Genomic DNA, 20940 nt, shown 5'->3' with positions numbered 1-20940 from the left:
ATATGCAAGAGTGGAGATTAATAAATAATAAAGCTTATGATGGAGCAATGAACATGGCTATAGATGAGGCTATTATGATATCTTATAAAAAAGGTAAATCAAAGCCTACTCTTAGATTTTACACTTGGAATCCACATTGTTTAACAATAGGGTATTTTCAAAATTTAGAAAAAGAAGTAGACCTAGATAAGTGTAAAAGGTTAGGAATAGATTGTGTAAGAAGAGCAACAGGTGGAAGGGCTGTATTACATCAAAATGAGTTGACTTATTCAATAATTGTAGGTGAAGATAATGAGTTAATGGATAAGAGTATAAACACATCATATAAATTTATAAGCGAAGGTATTGCAAAAGGATTAGAGTTAGCAAATATAAAAGTTGACGAATTAAGTAAAGGTGAAAGAATAACGAGAGAAAAGTTATCAGCAGCATGCTTTAATGCACATGCTTCTTATGAAATAACTATAAATAGTAAAAAAATTGTTGGAAGTGCACAACATAGAAATGATGGTGTTATTTTACAACATGGATCAATAGTTTTAGATTTTAATATTGATGATTTGTATGAAGTTATAAAAACAAAAAATGAAGAAGTCAAAGAAAGAGCTAAGAGATTTACACTTAGTAAAGCTAGTGGTATAGAAAATGAAATTGGAAAGAAGATAGATATTAATAGTTTAGAAAAATCTATAGTTTGTGGAATGAAAGATGTATTTAAGGTTGATTTTGTAGAAGGAGAACTAAGTCAATATGAATTGGATTTAGCAAATAAATTATATGAAAAATATTCATCTTATGAATATAATAACAAAAGATAATTTATATAGTTAAATCAATTGACTTTTTACAAAATTTGGTGCTATACTCAAAATATATAGAGTTATTTGAAATCATGAAGATTTCTTTGAGGGTTTGAAATGCCTCGGAGGAATCTTTTTTTTGATTAAATAAAAGATTAAGGGGGAATTAAGCTATGTGTGAATCAGCAGCTTATGTTTTAAAAAATAATAATCTTGAAAGAGTTATGGATAATGTTGTTAGTGTAGATCCATATGAGGGAAAGGTATATTTAACAGATTTACTAGGAGAGCAAAAAATAATAGATGGAGAAATAAAAGAAATAAGACTAATGGATCATAAAATAATAATCAAAGAGTCTGTATAAATTAAAATAAAATTTACATAAGAATGTAATTAAGGGGAAGAAAATATGGTAATAGCAGTTGTAGATGGAATGGGAGGCGGAATAGGAGCGCAGGTTGTATCAGTTCTTAGAGACGAGCTACCATCATATATAGAAATATACGCACTAGGAACAAACTCAATAGCAACAAGTGCTATGATGAAGGCACATGCTAATAAGGGAGCTACAGGAGAAAATGCTATAATGGTATCATCAAAAAAAGCAAGTATAGTAGTAGCTCCAGTATCTGTAGTTATACCTAACTCTATGATGGGAGAAGTGACATCTAAAATAAGTGAAGCTATTTCAGGGAGTGAAGCATTAAAGATACTTTTACCGATAATGCCAGAAGATGTAGAGATGGTAGGTTTAGAAGGTAAGCCTCTATCTTTATTGATAAAAGATGCTGTAAAGGTAATAAAGAAAGAATTTAATATAAAATAAGGGGGATTTACTATGATTTTTAATAAAACTAGTATAAGAAATCATCATGGACATGATCATGACCATGAACATGATTGTTGTGGACATTCAGGTGCAGCTGTAGCAGAAAATAAAGATGAAAAGACTCTAAATATACTACTTGTTCACTGGGTAAATCACAATGAATCTCATGAAGAAGGTTTTAGAGAATGGGTAGATAAAGCTAGAGAAATGGGAAAAGAAGAAACTGCTAATAATATAGAGCAAGCTATAGAGTATTTAAGAAAAGCTAATGAAAGCTTGTTAGAGGCTAAGAAACATATGTAATATAAATAAATAGAAAGCTAAGAAATTAAAAACTTCTTAGCTTTAATAAAATTCAAAATAAAATAAATAAAAATATTGACATATGTACATTAAAATTATATAATTTAATTGTAGAAACAATTAATACGGAGAAGTACTCAAGTGGCTCAAGAGGATCCCCTGCTAAGGGATTAGGCTGGGTTAACCGGTGCGAGGGTTCGAATCCCTCCTTCTCCGCCAGTTTAAAAGACTGTTGATTTTATCAACAGTCTTTTTTTATTTAAATTCTTTAGATAAGATATATTTGGATAAAGCTAAAATATTATCGTTAATAAAATTGTCATTTACTTTCAATGGAATTGCTTTACCCAAATGGTAAAAATATATTTTATTATTGTTATTGTCGACAGCATAGTCAATATCGATATCGATATATAAAGTAGCTCCACTTGAGCGTATACTATAATTTTCATTGAAGATATTTATATCTAAGTTGAAATCAAAATTGGATGTAAAAATTAAATTAAGTTTTGACTTAGATAACTTATATTTACTAATTAAAATTTTATAATCTAAGTTGTTTACTGAAATATTTATATAATCTAATTTTTCATCTAGTATGTAATTAATCTTTAATAGCTTAGCTAGGTAATATATATCTTCATAATTATGTAATAAAATTTTTTCTTTTATGAAAGGGTCTTTGTTTAAAGTGAACTCTTTGTATAATTTTACACTTTCTTTTCCTGAGATAGTGTCCTCTCTTTGTATTCCAATGTATCTTTCTAATGTTTTTAGTTTACAATCAGATAAAGAGAGTTTTTCTTTGTGAGGTTTTACAATTCTTAAAATATCAATATCTTTAGATTTATCTATATAAAAATCTATTTCATGTTTTTTAAATCTAGAATTTAGAAAAGGAATATCAAATGAAATTCCATTAAAGCTTATATGATAATCAAAATTATTAATATCTTTAACAAAGGATAAAAGCAATTCTTTTTCATCTTCTTCAGATGAAGCGAAATATTGCTTTATTATTGTTTTATTTTCAAAGTTATATAATATTCCAATTAAAATAACCTTACAATACTTTGAATTGAGTCCTGTTGTTTCTATATCAAAGACAAAGTGATTATTGGGTATATCGATTAGTTTATCTAAAGTTTTAGTAATAACTTGCATATGGTTACTCCTTTTTAAAAATATGATATATAATATTAATTATAAAATAATATAAATATAGTTCAAGGTGATAAATAAATGATAGATATAAATAAATTAAATGAAAATCAAAAAAGTGCAGTTATGCACATAGATGGACCGTGTATGGTTTTAGCAGGTCCTGGTTCAGGAAAGACTAGAGTAATAACATATAGGATTTTAAATATGGTAATTAATAATAATATAAATCCGAAAAATATTTTGGCAATAAGTTTTACAAAAGCATCTGCAATGGAAATGAAAAATAGAGCACTTAGCTTGAGTCATGATACTAGGCTAAATAGTGTTAATTATGGAACTTTTCACTCTGTATTTTTTAGGATTTTAAGATTTTTTGAAAAGTATGAATTAGATTGTATATTAGATGAAAAAAATAAGAAGTTTGCTATAAAGGGGATATTAAAGAACCTAAATGTAGAAAATGCAGAAGATGATGATACTATATTAAGTGTAATAAATGAGATATCTTATGTGAAAAATGAATTAATGGATAAGATGGACTTTAACTCAGAAATATTAAGTAAAGACGAGTTTAATAAAACATATACTATGTATGAAGAGTATAAAGAAAATCTAAATAAAATAGATTTTGATGATATGCTTATAAAGACTTATTATTTACTTAAAAACAATAAAAGGATATTAGAGAGAATAAGAAACGCATATAGATATATATTGGTTGATGAGTTTCAAGATATAAATAAAGTTCAATTTGAGGTTATAAAATTAATTTCAAGTCCTAGTAATAATATATTTGTTGTAGGAGATGAAGATCAAAGTATATATGGATTTAGAGGTTCTAGACCAGACTTTTTATTAGAGTTTGAACAATACTTTAAAAATAGTAAAAAATATGTACTAGATGTAAACTATAGATCTAAAAAAGGTATTACGGATATTGCTAATAAGCTTATAAAAAATAATAAAAATAGATATGAAAAAACAATAAAGTGTGATAGAGAAGAAAATGGAATTGTAAAATACATAAAAACAGAAGATGCAGAAGAGGAAGCTAAATTTATAGCTAAAGATATATTAAATAAATGTGAAGATAATTGTGTAAATTATGATGATTTCGCAGTTATATACAGAACTAATATACAATCAAGAGCATTAGTTGATGTATTTATGGACATGCATATACCTTTTGTAGTTAGAGATTCTATTGTTACTATATATGACCACTGGGTAGCTAAGGATTTATTAGCATATTTAAGATTAGGAATAGATATTACATTAAATGAAGATTGGATAAGAATTATAAATAAGCCTTTTAGATATATATCTAAAGATTGTATAAAGTTAGCTAGTGAAGACAGAGATTTTATAGGGGCATTAATCAATAAAGGTGGATTGCATCCTAAACAAATAAAAACTTTAAATGATTTGGAAATAGACTTAAGCTATTTAAAATCTCTATCTCCTAAAAATGCTATATCTTATATAAGAACTAGTTTAGATTATGATAGATATGTACTGGATTATTGTAGTAATAGAAAGATAAAGCCAAATGGATTAGTAGAAATTTTAAATGAATTAGAAAGCTCTTCTACTAATTTTAAAACTATAAATGAATACTTGGAACATATAGAAAAAGTAAAAAGTGAGATAGTAGAAAATAGAAAAAATAAAAACTCAGAAGGTGTAATTTTTACAACTATGCATAGTGCGAAGGGACTGGAATTCCCATATGTATATATAATAGGAGCAAACGAGGGAACTATACCTCATGAAAAATCTTATGATATAGATGATGAAGAAAAAAGACAATCTGCTATAGAAGAGGAAAGAAGATTATTATATGTTGGAATAACAAGAGCACAAGATGAAGTTTATATAAGCTCACCAAAAAATAAGTATGGAAAAAGAGTATTTCAATCAAGATTTTTAGATGATATTAAATCACCAACTAAAGAAGATTTAAACTCGGTAAAAATAGGGGATAGGATAGAGCACAAGAAATTTGGAGAAGGAACTATAATAGGAAAAGATGGAAAGATGATAGAAGTAAAATTTAAATCTGGGACTAAAGAATTAGATTATTCTATATGTTTTAAGAATGAAATTATAAATAAAATAAAATAGAGGTATATAGATACAAAGTTAAAACTTTGTATCTATATACCTCTTTATTATATTTAATAATATATTCCTTTTTCGAATATATCTTTTAATTCATTTTCATAAGTAGTTTTACCCAAAGCAACTATTAATTTAATTCTAGCTTTTTGACCTGGTAATTCTCCTGCAAATATACATCCTAAATTTCTTAAATCTCTACCTGAACCTAAATAACCATAACTATCGAAAACTCTACCAGAATGACATCTTGAAGCTATTACGACAGGTATATTTTTACTTCTAGCATACTCTACACCTTTAAGCATACCAGGAGGTATATTACCTCTACCCATTGCTTCTATAATTATTCCTTTACAACCTTTATCAGCTGCAAACTCTATAAAAGATTCATCCATGCCAACACCTGATTTTATAAGAGCTACATCAGATTCAACTTTATCTACAACTATTGTCTGTCTATCAACTATATTTCTTGATAAAACAAGCTTGTCGCAATCTATTATACCTAAAGGTCCACAAGTTAAAGACTTAAATGTATTTAATGTAAGTGTATTAGTTTTAGTAGCTTCAGATGCCAATAAAACTTCATTACTTAAAACAACTAAAACACCTTTGTTATAGGCTTCATCAGAAATTGCCGTACAAACAGCACCTGCAAGGTTGCTAGGTCCGTCATATCCAAGTTCATCACTACTTCTCATAGCACCTGTAACTATTACAGGTTTAGGTGTATCTAATGTTAAATCTAAGAAGTAAGCAGTTTCTTCTAAACTATCAGTTCCATGAGTGACAACAACACCTGAAATGCTATCATCTGAAAGTATATCATTTATATAATTTCTTAGACTTAACATTTTTTCTGGAGTCATATGAGGCCCAGGGATTTCATCGAAGTTATATACTTGTATATCAGCAACTTTATCTATGTTAGTTACCATAGACATTATTTGCTCACCAGATAAAGATGGTATAGCAGCGCCTATTTTTTCGTCTACAGTCATAGAAATAGTACCGCCTGTAAACACTATAGCAACTTTTTTCTTGTTATTCATAGGATCGACCCCCTAAATTTTATTATAGTACATAGAAAATTATATCAAAAAAAGTGGAATAAATGTAGAAATAAACATAAAAAAAAGAGCTTGGGGAAGCTCTTTTTTTTACATTAAGCTAACTTCCGATGTTAACTTAATATTGGATATAAAGTCTATCCGTTCAAAAGGGGTATTGGGAATAGAGATTTTAATTAAGGTTATCAGGGGGATAACCATGTATATATAATAACAATATTCGACAGAAAAATCAATAGTTTTTGAAAATATATTTAATTAAAATTTTAAAAATTATTTTAAACATAAAAAAACCTACTTCTTTTCCGTTAAGAAGTAGGATTTAAATGAATGTAGTATATTCATTTAAAAGGGGTATTGGGAATAGAGATTTTAATTAAGGTTATCAGGGGGATAACCATAAATATATAATAACAATATTCGACATAAAAATCAATATTTTTTAATAAAAAAATTAAAAAATTTCGATTAGTTTATATATAATGTATAAAAAAGTGTATATACTGCAGTAACTAGCGAATTATAGTTGCTTTTCTATATAAAAAAGGAGTAAATAGTGGTATAATAGTAAAAGTTTCACTAAATTCATATGATAATTTATATAGTTAATTGGGACAATAAAATAAATAATATTAATATAAAAAGAAAGTTGGTGTAATAGTATGGATATATACTTAGATAATAGTGCCACAACTAAACCATATAAAGAAGTTGTAGATAAAATGGTATATGCACTTACTATAGACTATGCAAACCCTTCAGCTGTGCATAAAAAGGGCGTAGAAGTTGAAAAAAACATAAAAAAGATAAGGCAAGCAATAGCTAAAAGTATAGGATGTAAAGATAAAGAAATAATATTTACATCAGGAGGAACAGAAGCAAACAATACTATAATAAGAGGTATTGCAAATGTTAATAAAAAAAGAAAAAATCATATAATAACAACTAAGATAGAACATCCATCAGTTTTAAGAACGATGGAAGATTTAGAAGAACAAGGATTTGAAGTAACTTACCTAGATGTAAATAATAAAGGTATAGTAGAAATAGACGACGTTAAAAAAGCTATAAAAGACAATACTATATTAATTAGTATAATGCATGTAAATAATGAAATAGGAAGTGTACAACCTATAAAAGAAATAGGGAAGTATCTAACTACATTAAATGAAAAAATATATTTACATGTAGATGCAGTTCAATCATTTGCAAAGATAAACTTTAGACCATCTAGATATAATATAGATTTTATGAGTGTGAGTGGACATAAACTACACGGACCAAAAGGTATAGGATTTATGTATATAAAAGATAGCAATAAGATAAAACCTATGCTAACTGGTGGTGGACAAGAAATCGGAATAAGATCAGGAACTGAAAATGTTGCTGGTATATATGGTCTAGGAGAAGCTGTTGAAATAATTACATCAGATTTAAATGCGAAAATAGAAAAAATAAATAAATTAAAAAATAAATTAAAAGACTATATAGTAGAAAATATAGATGATATAAAAGTAAATTCTCCAGAAGATGGAGTTTGTCATATATTAAATATATCATTTAGAGGAGTAAGAGGTGAAGTTTTATTACATCACTTAGCTCAGCAAGGAATATTTGTTTCTACAGGCTCAGCATGCTCATCAAAGAAAAAAGGAAGCCATGTTTTAAATGCGATAGGATTAACTCCAGAAGAAATAGATGGGGCTATAAGATTTAGTTTATCTGATATGACAACAGAAGAAGAGATAAATGAAGCTTTTGAAATAATTAGAAAATCTGTAGAAGAACTTAGAATGATAATAAAAAGAAGATAATTAAGAGGTGATAAATTTGTATAATATAGCAATAGTAAAGTACGGAGAAATAGGTGTAAAAGGTAAAAATAGATATATATTTGAGAACAAACTTATAAAAAATATAAAAAGTATGTTATCTCCTATAGGAAAATTTAATGTATATAAAGAGTACGGAAGAATATATGTAGATTTAGGTGAGTTTGCGGAAGATTATGAAGAAGTACTAGAAGAAATAAAGAAAGTATTTGGAGTGGTTGGAGTTTGTCCTGGTATAAGAGCAGAGAAGGACTATGATAAATTAAAAGAATTAGCATTAAAACTATTAGAAGAAAAAATAGAATCAGGATCTAAGTCGTTTAAAGTTACATCTAGAAGAGGTGACAAGAGCTTAGAGTTAACATCTCAAGAGATGAGTAAAGATATAGCTGGATTCTTAGTATTTAATGTAAAAGATAGAATAAAGGTTGATGTAAGAAACCCAGAAACTACTATACACTGTGAATATAGACAAAATCATGTAATGGTATATAGTGATACTGTACCAGGGTATGGAGGTTTACCAGTTGGAACTAATGGTAGAGCAATGTCTTTATTATCAGGTGGAATAGATAGTCCTGTTGCATCTTGGATGGTTGCTAAAAGAGGAGTTGAAATAGAAGCGGTTCACTTCCATAGTTATCCATTTACTAGTGAAAAGTCACAAGAAAAGGTTAGAGATTTAGCTCAAATATTAGCTAAGTACTGTGGTAAAGTTAGACTTCATAAAGTTAATATATTAGAAATACAAAAGGCTATAGGCGTATCTTGTAAAGAAGAAGAAATGACTATAATATCTAGAAGATTTATGATGAGAATAGCGCAAAGAGTAGGAGAGATGAGATTCTGTGATGCTTTAGTAACAGGAGAAAGTATAGGACAAGTTGCATCTCAAACAATACAAGGATTAACTTGTACAAATGCATCTATAAGCTTACCAGTATTTAGACCATTAATAGCTATGGATAAATCAGAGATAATAAAAATAGCTCAAACTATAGGAACATTTGAAACATCAGTAATACCAGAGGAAGATTGTTGTACAGTATTCTCACCAAAGAATCCTGTAACTAAACCTAAATTAGATAGAATAGAGAAGTCTGAATCTAAATTAGATGTTGAGAAGTTAATACAAGATGCTATAGACAATATGGAAGTTGAAGTATTTGAATTTTAATAAATAAAAAAGTCGTAGAAAATTCTACGACTTTTTTTACGCTTAAGGAATTTATGATTAACGAATATCTGTTAATAACTTATAGAGTATAGTTATATCAACAATTTGCTGAAAGTAAAAAAGTACATTTTTGAGCAACGGACGAAGTCGTTGGCGATATGAGCGAAGCTTATCTATTTAGTATGAACTTTAACTCCATATTCAGCTAAAACTTCAGCGGCTTTAGCAACATCTTCTTTAGTTGCATCAGGAACATTTTTTAACTCATAATCAAACCCCATGTTTTCCCATTTATGAACTCCTAAAGTATGATAAGGTAATAGTTCAACTCTATCAACATTTTTTAAAGTTGATACAAATTTACCTAATGATTCAAGGTTTTCTCTGTCATCAGTATATCCTGGAACAAGAACATGTCTTATCCAAACTGGTATATTTCTATCGCTTAAATGCTTTGCAAGTTCTAAAGTTTTTTCTATACCTACACCTGTTAAATCTTTAGCTTTATTATTATCCATATGTTTTAAATCAAGTAAAACTAAATCTGTATAATCAAGTACAGGATCTATAGTTTCTATATTAACAAACCCTGAAGTATCTAAACATGTGTGAACACCATCTTTTTTAGCTTTTTTAAATAGCTCTTTTAAAAACTCTGGTTGAAGAGTAGCTTCACCACCAGATACAGTTAATCCACCGCCTGAAAACTTCATGTAAGGAGCGTATTTATTTACTTCTGTCATTATCTCATCTACAGTATATTCTTTACCACCTTTTACATCCCAAGTATCTCTATTATGACAGTACTTACATCTTAATGGACATCCTTGCATAAATAATATAAATCTTATACCAGGACCATCTACAGTACCGAATGTTTCTATTGAATGAACTCTACCTTTTATCATTTTATCCACCTCATTAATTATGAATTATTTATATTAAAATTATATTTATCAATTAAATGTATACATTATACTTAATACCCTTATTATAAGGTATTAAACTTATATTGTCTATTTAAAAGGGATTTAATGTAATAATTTCTAAAAAAAGAGTGCAAACTGATGAGGTTTGCACTCGTAATATACTTTGATGATTGATTGTTTATAATATGTTTACAAATTATCTAGTTATAAATTAGCACATTTTTCCGTGGAATGTTCTGTTTATAACGTCCATTTGTTGCTCTCTAGTTAACTTGATGAAGTTTACAGCGTATCCTGAAACTCTTATAGTTAATTGAGGGTATTTCTCTGGATGCTCCATAGCATCTTCTAAAGTAGCTCTATCAAATACGTTAACGTTTAAGTGATGAGCATTTTGAGAGAAGTATCCATCCATCATTGATGATAAGTTGTTTATTCTCTCATCCATATCTTTTCCTAAAGCACCTGGTACTATAGAGAAAGTATTAGATATACCATCTTGAGAATGCTCGTATGGTAATTTAGCAACTGATGATAATGAAGCTAATGCACCACTATTATCTCTTCCGTGCATTGGGTTAGCACCAGGAGCGAATGGCTCTCCAGCTTTTCTTCCATCAGGAGTGTTACCAGTCTTCTTACCGTAAACAACGTTAGAAGTTATTGTTAATATTGATTGAGTATGATAAGAATCTCTGTAAGTTTTGTTCTTTCTTATTTTATTCATGAAGTTTTCAACTAAGTCACAAGCTATTTGGTCAACTCTATCATCGTTGTTACCAAATTGTGGGTAGTCTCCTTCGATTTCGAAGTCAACAGCTACGCCTTCTTCGTTTCTTATAGTTTTAACTTTAGCATATTTTATAGCAGATAATGAGTCAGCACATACTGATAAACCAGCTATACCACAAGCCATAGTTCTGAATATATCTCTATCATGTAAAGCCATTTCTAATGCTTCATAAGAGTACTTATCATGCATGTAATGGATTATATTTAATGTATTTACGTATAAGTTAGCTAACCAATCAGTGAATGGTTCAAACTTAGCCATAACCTCGTCGTAGTCTAAGTACTCAGAAGTTATTGGTTCGAATCTAGGTCCAACTTGAACTCCTGACTTCTCATCAACACCACCGTTTATAGCGTATAATAAAGTCTTAGCTAAGTTAACTCTAGCTCCGAAGAATTGCATTTGCTTACCTATTCTCATTGCAGATACACAACAAGCTATACCGTAGTCATCTCCCCAGTAAGGTCTCATTAAATCATCGTTCTCATATTGAACAGAACTTGTATCTATTGATACCTTAGAGCAGAAGTTTTTGAATGCTTGAGGTAATTTAGTAGACCATAATACTGTTAAGTTTGGCTCTGGAGATGGTCCAAGAGTATATAAAGTATTTAACATTCTGAATGAGTTCTTAGTAACTAATGTTCTACCATCTATTCCCATACCACCTATAGACTCAGTTACCCAAGTTGGGTCTCCAGAGAATAAATCGTTGTATTCAGGAGTTCTTAAGAATTTAACCATTCTTAACTTCATAACGAAGTGGTCCATTATTTCTTGAACTTCTTCTTCAGTTATAGTTCCAGCAGCTAAATCTCTTTCGAAGTATATATCTAAGAAAGTAGAAGTTCTACCTAATGACATTGCAGCTCCGTTTTGATCTTTTATAGCTCCTAAGTATCCGAAGTATAACCATTGAACAGCTTCTCTTGAGTTAGTAGCTGGTTTAGATATATCAAATCCGTAAGTAGCAGCCATAGCTTTTAATTCATTTAAAGCTTTTATTTGATCAGCTATTTCTTCTCTAGCTCTTATAACATTTTCATCCATTGTAGAAACGTCTAAAGAATCTTTTTGTACGTTTTTATCAGCTATTAAAGCATCAACTCCGTATAAAGCAACTCTTCTGTAGTCTCCTATTATTCTACCTCTTCCGTAAGCATCTGGAAGTCCAGTTACTATACCAGATTTTCTAACAGCTCTCATTTCAGCAGTGTAAGCATCGAATACACCTTGGTTATGAGTTTTTCTGTATTTAGTGAATATTTCGCTTATTTCAGGATCACACTCGTATCCGTAAGCTTTACAAGAGTTTTCAACCATTTTTATACCACCGAATGGCATAACAGCTCTTTTTAAAGGAGCATCAGTTTGGAAACCAACTATTGTTTCTATTTCTTTATCTAAGTATCCAGGAGCGTAAGCATTTATCATAGATACAGTTTTAGTATCAACGTCTAATGTTCCTCCGTTATCTCTTTCTTGTTTGAAAAGAGCCATAGCTTCTTCCCATAATTTTTTAGTGTTTTCTGTAGCTCCAGCTAAGAAAGAATCATTTCCTTCATATGGAGTGTAGTTTAATTGTATGAACTCTCTAACGTTTATTTCTTTAGTCCATCTACCAGTTTTGAATCCTTGCCATGCATTCATGTTGATAGCCTCCTTAAGTTTTGTGTGTTCAATTTAAATTTATATTTATAAAATAAAATCTAGCTAGATATTTTTTAAACAATATAATCATAACACAGAATTAGTATTTTGTATACAACATTTTGAGTAATGCTGATTTTTTTTGACATCTTTTGTATATTAATATATTACCCTATAAAATGAGTAATAAACAATAATTTTAAAAATAATTTTAATATTAAAAATACATATAAAAATAAAATTATTGAATATCTATTTATATGGGGGTGAAAAAATGATAAGTACAATAATTTTATTTTTACTGGGGTTTATATTAATTACTAAAGGAGCCGATATTTTTATTGAATCGACTATCTCTGTGGCTAAAAAAACTAATATACCAGAGATTGTTCTAGGTGCAACTATAGTTAGTCTAGCAACTACATTTCCAGAATTAACAGTTTCTTTATTTGCATCTATTGAGGGACATACTACTATGAGTTTAGGAAATGCAATAGGATCTATAATATGTAACACAGGATTAGCATTAGGGCTGGTAGCAATGATAAAACCATTTAAGGTAAGTAAATCTAGTTTTAACTCAAAAGCTATATTATTATTATTATCAGTAACAGTTTTAATTGCTCTAGGATTTGATAGGAGTATAAATAGAGTGGATTCCATGGTACTTATAATACTTTTAGGTATATATATGATAAATAATTATAAGAGTATACCCAAGTCAAATACAAAAACTAGTAGAAAATCAAAATTAAATAGTAGTTATAGTTCTAAAGAATGGGTTAAAACAACCATGTATTTTATATTAGGAATATCAATGATGGTTATTGGATCTAGATTTTTAGTTAACAATGGAATAAAGATTGCGCAATTCATAGGAGTGCCACAATCTGTAATAAGTTTAACTGTAATAGCTTTAGGAACATCTTTACCAGAATTAGTATCTTGCTTGACTGCCATAAGAAAAAATCATAATGCTATATCTGTAGGTAATATATTAGGTGCAAATATATTAAATATTGTTTCGGTAATTGCATTTTCAGCTTTTATAAATGACATCCCAATACTTAAACAAACATCAATGATTGACTTTCCATTTATGATATTACTTTTATTAATATTAATAATTCCTACATTTATTAAGCAAAAAATTTTTAGATGGCAAGGGATTGCTATGCTAGCTACATATATATGTTATATAACAACTTTATACTTTACATATATTTAGAAAAAAGGTGTATAAAACTACACCTTTTTTTTATTTGTAATGAATACCTTATTTGTAATGAGGATAAAATATTAATTGCATAATATCTAAAATAAATATATAATTGATGAAGTTAAATAAATTGATTACGGAAAGGAAATAATATATGAATATAGTTAAATTCGATGATTTACCAATAAATGAAAATATAAAAAAAGCTGTATTAGAAATGGGGTTTGAAGAGCCATCTCCAATACAAGCACAAGCAATACCAAAAATAATAACAGGGGTAGATGTTATAGGACAAGCTCAAACTGGTACGGGAAAAACTGCAGCATTTAGTATACCAATATTAGAGATGGTAGACCAAGAAGACAAGAGTCTACAAGCTGTGGTATTATGTCCAACAAGAGAATTAGCAATACAAGTTTCAAGTGAAATAAGAAAAATAGGTAAGTACATGCACGGAATAAAAGCTTTACCTGTATATGGAGGACAACCTATAGACAGACAAATAAGATCTTTAAAGGGTGGAGTACAAATAGTTATAGGAACACCAGGACGTGTCATAGATCATATAAATCGTAAAACTTTAAAACTTGATAATGTAAAAATGGTTATATTAGATGAAGCGGATGAAATGTTAGATATGGGGTTCAGAGAAGATATAGAAATGATTTTAAATAAAACTCCAGAAAATAGACAAACTACTTTCTTCTCAGCTACTATGGCAAAAGGAATATTAGACTTAACAAAAAAATACCAAAATGATCCAGAGCATGTTAAAATAGCTAGAAAAGAGCTTACTGTTCCAAATATAAAACAATACTATATAGAAACTAAGTCAGCAAATAAATTAGAAGTTTTATGTAGATTAGTAGATGTATATAATCCAAAACTTTCAGTAGTATTTACTAATACAAAAAGAGGGGCAGACGAATTAGTTAGTGACTTACAAGCTAGAGGATACTTTGCAGATGCATTACATGGGGATTTAAAGCAAACTCAAAGAGATATAGTAATGGATAAGTTCAGAAGTGGTACTATAGATATACTAGTTGCTACAGATGTTGCAGCTAGAGGAATAGATGTAGATGATGTTGAGGCTGTATTTAACTATGATTTACCACAAGATGAAGAGTATTATGTACACAGAATCGGTAGAACTGGTAGAGCTGGTAGAAATGGAATATCATTCTCTTTTGTATTCGGAAAAGAAAAGAGAAAGATGAAAGATATAGAGAGATACACTAAATCAAAGTTAGAAAAGCATGATATACCATCTATAGCAGATGTAGAAGAAAAGAAAGTTAATGCATTCTTTGAACAAGTAAAATCTACTATAGAAGAAGGTCATTTAACTAAGCAAGTACAGTGGTTAGAAAACTTCTGTAAAGAAGAAGATTATGATACTTTAGATATAGCAGCAGCATTAATAAAATTAGCTTTAGGTGATGAAGCTAAGGAAGAAATAATAGAAGAAAAGCATGATACAGGTGCTGAATCTGGTATGACTAGACTATTTATAAACGTAGGAAGAAAGCAAAGAGTTCAAGCTAGAGATATAGTTGGAGCTATAGCTGGAGAAGTTGGTATACCTGGTAAATTAGTAGGAACAATAGATATATACGATAAGTATACATTTGTAGAGGTTCCGAAAAAGCATGCTAGAAAAGTTCTTGATAAAATGAAGAACATAAAGATAAAAGGAAATAAAGTTAATATAGAAAAAGCTAACAATAGAAGAAAAAGAGCATAAATTAGGTACAAGTTCACCTCCTTTTGAATAAATTATAATAGACATTCAAAAGGAGGTGTTTTTATGTCTGAAACTGTAATTGAGTTACTACTAAGTATAGTTAGTTTAGTTATTACAATAGTTGGAGGATATTTAGTAGGTTATTTAAAAAGAGCTATAGGAACTACAAAGTTAAAAGAATATTATTCAATAGCAAAAACTATAGTAATGAGCATTGAACAAACTCAAGGAACCTTAATAGGTGAAGAAAAGAAAAAGTTAGCAGTAGACAAACTTATACAAGTTACGAATGGTAAATTAAATGAAGAAGAAATAGACAGGCTCATAGAAGCTGCAGTTTATGAAATAAAAAAGATGATAAAAGAAAGTGATTTATAGATAAACTAAAGGGACTCCTAATTCAGGAATCCCTTTTTAAGTTATTAAAACTCTAAGTTTAAAGATAATAATCTTTGTTTTAAATCTTGCATTACTTGGATTTCTTCAGAAATTGAATTTGCATCATAGGTAACTGAAAATCTTAAAAAGCTTCCACAATCATCCCATGGAACTGTAGATACTAATGCATTTGAAAGTATATAAAGGCTAGCTTGTTCAGCATTTTCAAATTTAAGTCCATTTTTTATACCTATAGGACTTTTAACATATGAATAAAATCCACCTTTAGGCATTTTGGCATCAAATCCAATTTCATTTAAGACATTTACTAATAGTTTGAAACGTCTTAAATATCGTTCCTTATTTTCTAATATCAAGCTATAGTTATCAAGAGCATAAGCCCCAGCTTTTTGAATTGCTCTGAATTGGCCAGAGTCAGTATGTCCCTTAACTGTAGAATAAACATTTATAGCTTTTTCAGATCCTACTACAAAAGCTAATCTCCATCCTGTCATATTAAATGATTTAGAAAGTGAATGTATCTCTAGACAAACATCCATAGCTCCATCTATGCTCAAAATACTAAGGGGTGTGTAATCACCATAAGTTAATGCTCCATACGCAAGGTCTGAGATTATTAATACATCATTTTCTTTAGCGAATTTAACTGCATATTCATAAAATTCTTTAGTAGCAACTTGACCAGTTGGGTTATTTGGGTAATTCAAATAAAGTAATTTAGCACGTTTTTTTATTTCAATAGGAATACTATCTAAATCAGGATAAAAATTATTTTCTTCGCATAATGGCATATTATAAATATCTCCACCTAGGAATTTTGAATATGTTCCTAAAACCTGATAAGCTGGGCTAGGCATAAGACATATATCGCCAGGATTTATAAAGCAAATAGGAAGCATTGCTAATATAGGCTTAGATCCAATTCCATGGATTATATTTTTAACAGAAATATTATTTAATCCATAGATATTATATAAATATCTACAAGCAGCTTCTTGGAACTCAGCTATTCCATTATCTGCATAAAATCTATTTTCAGGTTTGCGGGCCTCTATGGCTAATATATCAACAATAGACATATTAGCCATTTTATCAGGTTCACCTACACCCATATCAATTAGTTTCTTATTTGGATGTTTAGATTTAACTTCACGAGTTATTTTTTTTATTTTCTCAAACTTATACAGTTTATTATTATTTTCAAAAAAAGAAGGACCTCCAAGTCGGTTTGATACTTTGTTGTCGATAAAATCCATTATTATCCCTCCAAGGTAAATTTAGTATAGTACATAATATTTATTTAAACAGTTTTTTGATACAAGAAAACAAAAGTATTTGAATTTCATTGAAGGATAATAATTTAATTTATAGAATTGAATAAAAAGTATCATTTTTAAAAATGTAGGGAGGGAAACTAAATGATAAATTATTCATTAGAAAATAAAAACTTAAAAATAGAGCTTTTAACTAGAGAGTTAGACCATCATATAGCTAATGAAGTTAGAGAAGAAATAGACTATGTAATACAAGAAAAGCAAGTGAAAAATATAGTCTTTGATTTTAAAAATATGAATTTTATGGATTCATCGGGTATAGGTGTTGTTATAGGAAGATATAAAAAAATATCTAGCGAAGGTGGAAAGGTTGCAGTAATAAATATAAATCCAAGAGTAAAAAAGATTTTCGAATTATCAGGAATGAATAAAATCATAGGTATACATAACACTTATGAAGACGCTATAAGTTCTTTTTTAGGAGGGGTAACAAATGAATAATATTATGGAAGTTAAGTTTTCAGCTAAATCAGAAAATGAGAGTTTTGCGAGAGTAATTGTTGCATCGTTTGCATCTAAATTAGATCCAACATTAGATGAAATTGCTGATATAAAAACAGCTGTATCTGAAGCTGTAACAAACTCGATAATACATGGGTATGATGAGGATGAAAACAAATTTGTTCATATAAGATGTGAAATAGATGATAAAACAATAATAATTACAGTTGAAGATTTTGGAAATGGAATAGAAGATTTAAATATGGCGATGCAACCTTTATATACTTCTAAACCAGAGTTAGAAAGATCTGGTATGGGATTTACAGTTATGGAAAGTTTTATGGACAACATAGAGGTAACTTCTATAAAAGGAGAAGGAACTAAGGTCATCATGAAAAAGAAAATAGATTCGTCTAATATAGAATAGAGGTTTTGTTATGGGGATAACTACCAATAAGGAAGAAAGAAAGGGATTGCTTAGCCATGAAGAGACTTTAAAATTAATACAACTTGTACAAAATGGAGATGAAAGAGCAAAAGAAATACTAATAGAAAGTAATTTAGGATTAGTAAGAAGTGTGGTATCTAAATTTTTAAATATAGGATATGAAAGAGATGATTTATTTCAATTAGGATCTATAGGATTAATAAAATCTATTTATAAATTTGATCCAAAATTCAATGTAAAATTTTCTACATATGCGGTACCTATGATTTTAGGAGAGATAAAAAGATATCTAAGAGATGACGGAATGATAAAGGTATCGAGATCATTAAAACAAGTTGCAATTAAAGCTAAAACCCAAACTGAGATTTTAACAAAAAAATTAGGAAGAGAGCCTACTATAGATGAACTAGCTAAAGTTGTAGGAGTTGACAAAGAAGAGTTAGTTATGGCTTTAGAATCAAACTTCTCTGTAGAATATTTGCATGGAGTTATACATGAAGAAGAAGGATCTCCTATATGTTTGATTGATAAAATCAGCTTAAAGGGAGAAGATGAAGAAGAAAAAGTTATAGATAATTTATTACTAAAAGAGGTATTAGGAAAACTAGAAAAAAGAGAAAGACAAATAATAATGCTTAGATACTTTGAAGATAAAACTCAAAGTGAAATAGGAGAACTATTAAATATATCTCAAGTTCAGGTATCCAGAATAGAGAAGAAAGTTCTTTCAAAATTAAAAACATATATAGGATAAACCCTTTAAATTAAGGGTTTATTTTTTTTGTTTTGTAAAATAATAACACTATAGAGATTATTTATATAGGAGGTAATTAAATGGATAAAGACTACAAAAAATATGTTGATGAGATTAGTCCAAAGCCAAAATATGCAAAGAACTACACCTTAGCATTTATTGTTGGAGGAATAATATGTTGTATTGGGCAAGCTATAAATGATATTTACATGAACTTTGGTCTAGATAAGATAAAAGCAGCAGGTGCTACATCAATGACTTTAATATTTATAGGTGCTTTTTTAACTGGAATAGGTGTATATGATTTAATTGGAAAAAGAGCAGGAGCAGGTTCAATCATACCTATAACTGGATTTGCAAACTCTATAGTATCTCCTGCTATGGAATACAAGAGAGAAGGATATGTATTAGGTGTTGGAGCTAATTTATTTAAAATTGCAGGGCCTGTATTAGTATATGGAATAGGATCTTCTATTTTGTGTGGATTTATATATTATGTAGTAAATTTAGTTAAGTAAGGGAGGAGAATTAGTTGGCTAAGAAAAGAATAGGAAGTAGAACTGTTAAATTAGAAAATGGACCAGTAATACTGGAAACAGCTTCTATAGTAGGACCTAAAGAAGCTGAAGGTCCACTAAGTGAGTACTTTGACATAAAAATAGAAGACGATTTATTTGGTGAAAAGAGCTGGGAATTTGCAGAAAGTAAAATGGTTGAGACTGTTGTAAAAAAAGCTATAGAAAAATCTAATAAATCTATAGATGATATAAATTATATGGTAGGAGGAGATTTATTAAATCAATTATTATCAACTTCATTTGCAGCTAGATCATTGAAGATACCTTTTTTAGGGATTTATGGAGCTTGTTCAACTATGGCTCAATCTTTATGTATGTCATCTATGATAGTAGATGGAGGATTTGCAGATTTAGTAGTAGCTAGTGCTTCTAGTCATTATTGTACAGCAGAAAGACAATTTAGATTTCCTTTAGAATTAGGAAATCAAAAACCTATGACTGCACAATGGACAGTTACTGGTGCCGGATGTTCTTTACTTTCTAGTAAAGGAAATGGTCCTAAGGTAAAATATGTAACAATAGGAAAAGTTATAGATGAGGGTATAAGTGATGCAAATAATATGGGAGCAGCAATGGCACCAGCAGCAATAGATACTATTTATTCATACTTTAAAGATACCAATGATGATCCAAATAGTTTTGATATTATAGCTACTGGTGATTTGGGTAAACTAGGAATGAAAATAACTATAGATTTATTAAAGGAAAAAGGTTTAGATATATCAAAGGTGTATACTGACTGTGGAGTTGAAATCTTTAATTTAGAAGAACAAGATGTACATTGTGGTGGGAGTGGATGTGGCTGTTCAGCTACAGTTTTTAATGGATATATTTTTAAAATGTTAAAAGAAAAAAAATTCAATAAAGTTATGTTAGTATCAACAGGAGCATTATTATCACCAACAAGTACATTGCAAAAGGAAAGTATACCAAGTATAGCACATGCGGTCATAATAGCTAATGAATAAGAGGTGTTAATATATTATGTTAATAGAATATTTTAAAGTCTTTCTTGTAGGAGGGACAATATGCTTAATAGCACAAATAATGATGGATTACTTTAAAATTCAAACTCCATATATAATGGTTACATATGTGACAAGTGGAGTAGTACTAAGCTTTTTAGGTATTTATCAGTATATAGTAAATTTTGGAGGGTCAGGTGCTACAGTACCTATAATAGGTTTTGGATACTCTCTTTATAATGGTGTTATAAAAGGAATAGAAAAGGATGGATTTATAGGAATATTTACTGGAGGAATAACAGCAACAGCTGGAGGTGTAGCAGCAGCTATATTTTTTGGATATGTTATGGCAGTAGTATTTACTCCAAAAGCAAAACCATAAAAAA

General features: G+C 29.0%; 21 protein-coding genes and 1 tRNA gene. 17 read left to right on the top strand and 5 right to left on the bottom strand.

The genetic code is table 11. The features are described 5' to 3' along the window. The first annotated feature begins 2 nt into the window (after positions 1 to 2). The 5 genes from ACEXNK_RS13875 to ACEXNK_RS13855 all read left to right on the top strand — a co-directional run bounded on the left by ACEXNK_RS13875 (position 3) and on the right by ACEXNK_RS13855 (position 2152). Entirely contained in the window at positions 3 to 818 is an 816-nt protein-coding gene (locus ACEXNK_RS13875; protein ID WP_373599611.1) for a lipoate--protein ligase family protein, read from the top strand. A 155-nt stretch (positions 819 to 973) separates the two neighbouring features. Next, positions 974 to 1165, top strand: a complete 192-nt coding sequence (locus tag ACEXNK_RS13870; RefSeq protein ID WP_021428376.1) for a CooT family nickel-binding protein — start codon at positions 974 to 976, stop codon at positions 1163 to 1165. 45 nt (positions 1166 to 1210) lie between these two features. Next, positions 1211 to 1627: a DUF3842 family protein gene (locus ACEXNK_RS13865; RefSeq protein ID WP_373599612.1), complete on the top strand. Its 417-nt coding sequence runs from the start codon at positions 1211 to 1213 to the stop codon at positions 1625 to 1627. Positions 1628 to 1639: 12 nt separating this feature from the next. Beyond that, positions 1640 to 1933 (top strand): hypothetical protein, encoded by a 294-nt coding sequence (locus ACEXNK_RS13860; RefSeq protein WP_373599613.1) that lies wholly within the window; start codon positions 1640 to 1642, stop codon positions 1931 to 1933. Between the two features lie 127 nt (positions 1934 to 2060). Beyond that, a tRNA-Ser gene (locus ACEXNK_RS13855) sits at positions 2061 to 2152 on the top strand. 36 nt (positions 2153 to 2188) lie between these two features. On the opposite strand, the gene ACEXNK_RS13850 is transcribed toward ACEXNK_RS13855, so the two are convergent. Further along, complete coding sequence (locus ACEXNK_RS13850; protein ID WP_373599614.1) at positions 2189 to 3097, bottom strand: ribonuclease H-like domain-containing protein; 909 nt, start codon at positions 3095 to 3097, stop codon at positions 2189 to 2191. A 78-nt stretch (positions 3098 to 3175) separates the two neighbouring features. On the opposite strand from ACEXNK_RS13850, the gene ACEXNK_RS13845 reads away from it, so the two are divergent. Next, the gene (locus ACEXNK_RS13845) at positions 3176 to 5221 is read left to right on the top strand and encodes an ATP-dependent helicase (protein ID WP_373599615.1); all 2046 of its coding nucleotides are present in this window, start codon (positions 3176 to 3178) and stop codon (positions 5219 to 5221) included. 53 nt (positions 5222 to 5274) lie between these two features. Here the strand turns inward: ACEXNK_RS13845 and ACEXNK_RS13840 are convergent, their stop codons facing one another. Next, a complete protein-coding gene (locus tag ACEXNK_RS13840; RefSeq protein ID WP_373599616.1) occupies positions 5275 to 6270 on the bottom strand; it encodes an asparaginase in 996 nt (331 codons plus the stop codon). A gap of 680 nt (positions 6271 to 6950) precedes the next feature. Here ACEXNK_RS13840 and ACEXNK_RS13835 point away from each other — a divergent pair. Together ACEXNK_RS13835 and thiI are read left to right on the top strand one after the other, a co-directional pair. Continuing rightward, entirely contained in the window at positions 6951 to 8102 is a 1152-nt protein-coding gene (locus ACEXNK_RS13835; protein WP_373599617.1) for a cysteine desulfurase family protein, read from the top strand. Positions 8103 to 8118: 16 nt separating this feature from the next. Continuing rightward, on the top strand, positions 8119 to 9297 hold the full coding sequence (gene thiI, locus ACEXNK_RS13830; protein WP_373599618.1) for a tRNA uracil 4-sulfurtransferase ThiI: 1179 nt from the start codon (positions 8119 to 8121) through the stop codon (positions 9295 to 9297). Between the two features lie 173 nt (positions 9298 to 9470). Here thiI and pflA read toward each other — a convergent pair whose 3' ends face one another. Both pflA and pflB read right to left on the bottom strand, forming a co-directional pair. Continuing rightward, positions 9471 to 10205: a pyruvate formate-lyase-activating protein gene (gene pflA / locus ACEXNK_RS13825; protein ID WP_373599619.1), complete on the bottom strand. Its 735-nt coding sequence runs from the start codon at positions 10203 to 10205 to the stop codon at positions 9471 to 9473. 232 nt (positions 10206 to 10437) lie between these two features. Next, positions 10438 to 12669 carry a formate C-acetyltransferase gene (pflB, locus tag ACEXNK_RS13820; RefSeq protein WP_373599620.1) on the bottom strand — a complete coding sequence of 744 codons (2232 nt, stop codon included), beginning with the start codon at positions 12667 to 12669 and terminating at the stop codon, positions 10438 to 10440. Positions 12670 to 12943: 274 nt separating this feature from the next. On the opposite strand from pflB, the gene ACEXNK_RS13815 reads away from it, so the two are divergent. The 3 genes from ACEXNK_RS13815 to ACEXNK_RS13805 all read left to right on the top strand — a co-directional run bounded on the left by ACEXNK_RS13815 (position 12944) and on the right by ACEXNK_RS13805 (position 16013). Beyond that, the gene (locus ACEXNK_RS13815) at positions 12944 to 13897 is read left to right on the top strand and encodes a calcium/sodium antiporter (RefSeq protein WP_373599621.1); all 954 of its coding nucleotides are present in this window, start codon (positions 12944 to 12946) and stop codon (positions 13895 to 13897) included. Between the two features lie 145 nt (positions 13898 to 14042). Next, positions 14043 to 15635, top strand: coding sequence for a DEAD/DEAH box helicase (locus ACEXNK_RS13810; RefSeq protein ID WP_373599622.1), 1593 nt, complete (start codon positions 14043 to 14045; stop codon positions 15633 to 15635). 63 nt (positions 15636 to 15698) lie between these two features. Next, positions 15699 to 16013, top strand: coding sequence for a phage holin (locus ACEXNK_RS13805; protein WP_373599623.1), 315 nt, complete (start codon positions 15699 to 15701; stop codon positions 16011 to 16013). 44 nt (positions 16014 to 16057) lie between these two features. Here the strand turns inward: ACEXNK_RS13805 and ACEXNK_RS13800 are convergent, their stop codons facing one another. Then, positions 16058 to 17290, bottom strand: coding sequence for an LL-diaminopimelate aminotransferase (locus ACEXNK_RS13800; protein WP_373599624.1), 1233 nt, complete (start codon positions 17288 to 17290; stop codon positions 16058 to 16060). A 162-nt stretch (positions 17291 to 17452) separates the two neighbouring features. Between ACEXNK_RS13800 and spoIIAA the strand changes: the two genes are divergently transcribed. The 6 genes from spoIIAA to spoVAE all read left to right on the top strand — a co-directional run bounded on the left by spoIIAA (position 17453) and on the right by spoVAE (position 20936). Further along, the gene (spoIIAA, locus tag ACEXNK_RS13795; RefSeq protein ID WP_373599625.1) at positions 17453 to 17809 is read left to right on the top strand and encodes an anti-sigma F factor antagonist; all 357 of its coding nucleotides are present in this window, start codon (positions 17453 to 17455) and stop codon (positions 17807 to 17809) included. Continuing rightward, a complete protein-coding gene (gene spoIIAB / locus ACEXNK_RS13790) occupies positions 17802 to 18236 on the top strand; it encodes an anti-sigma F factor (protein WP_373599626.1) in 435 nt (144 codons plus the stop codon). Before spoIIAA ends, spoIIAB begins: the two co-directional genes overlap by 8 nt. A 10-nt stretch (positions 18237 to 18246) precedes the next feature. Then, positions 18247 to 19011 carry an RNA polymerase sporulation sigma factor SigF gene (sigF, locus tag ACEXNK_RS13785; RefSeq protein ID WP_373599627.1) on the top strand — a complete coding sequence of 255 codons (765 nt, stop codon included), beginning with the start codon at positions 18247 to 18249 and terminating at the stop codon, positions 19009 to 19011. Between the two features lie 80 nt (positions 19012 to 19091). Continuing rightward, positions 19092 to 19529: a stage V sporulation protein AC gene (gene spoVAC / locus ACEXNK_RS13780; protein WP_373599628.1), complete on the top strand. Its 438-nt coding sequence runs from the start codon at positions 19092 to 19094 to the stop codon at positions 19527 to 19529. 14 nt (positions 19530 to 19543) lie between these two features. Further along, positions 19544 to 20557, top strand: a complete 1014-nt coding sequence (gene spoVAD / locus ACEXNK_RS13775; protein WP_373599629.1) for a stage V sporulation protein AD — start codon at positions 19544 to 19546, stop codon at positions 20555 to 20557. A 16-nt stretch (positions 20558 to 20573) separates the two neighbouring features. Further along, the gene (gene spoVAE / locus ACEXNK_RS13770; protein WP_373599630.1) at positions 20574 to 20936 is read left to right on the top strand and encodes a stage V sporulation protein AE; all 363 of its coding nucleotides are present in this window, start codon (positions 20574 to 20576) and stop codon (positions 20934 to 20936) included. Positions 20937 to 20940 lie beyond the last annotated feature (4 nt).

It is taken from the genome of Paraclostridium bifermentans (genome assembly GCF_964259345.1).
In the GTDB taxonomy this organism is placed as follows: domain Bacteria; phylum Bacillota; class Clostridia; order Peptostreptococcales; family Peptostreptococcaceae; genus Paraclostridium; species Paraclostridium bifermentans_B.
Note: the sequence above shows the minus strand (reverse complement) of the source record. Positions and strands in the feature narration are given on the sequence as shown.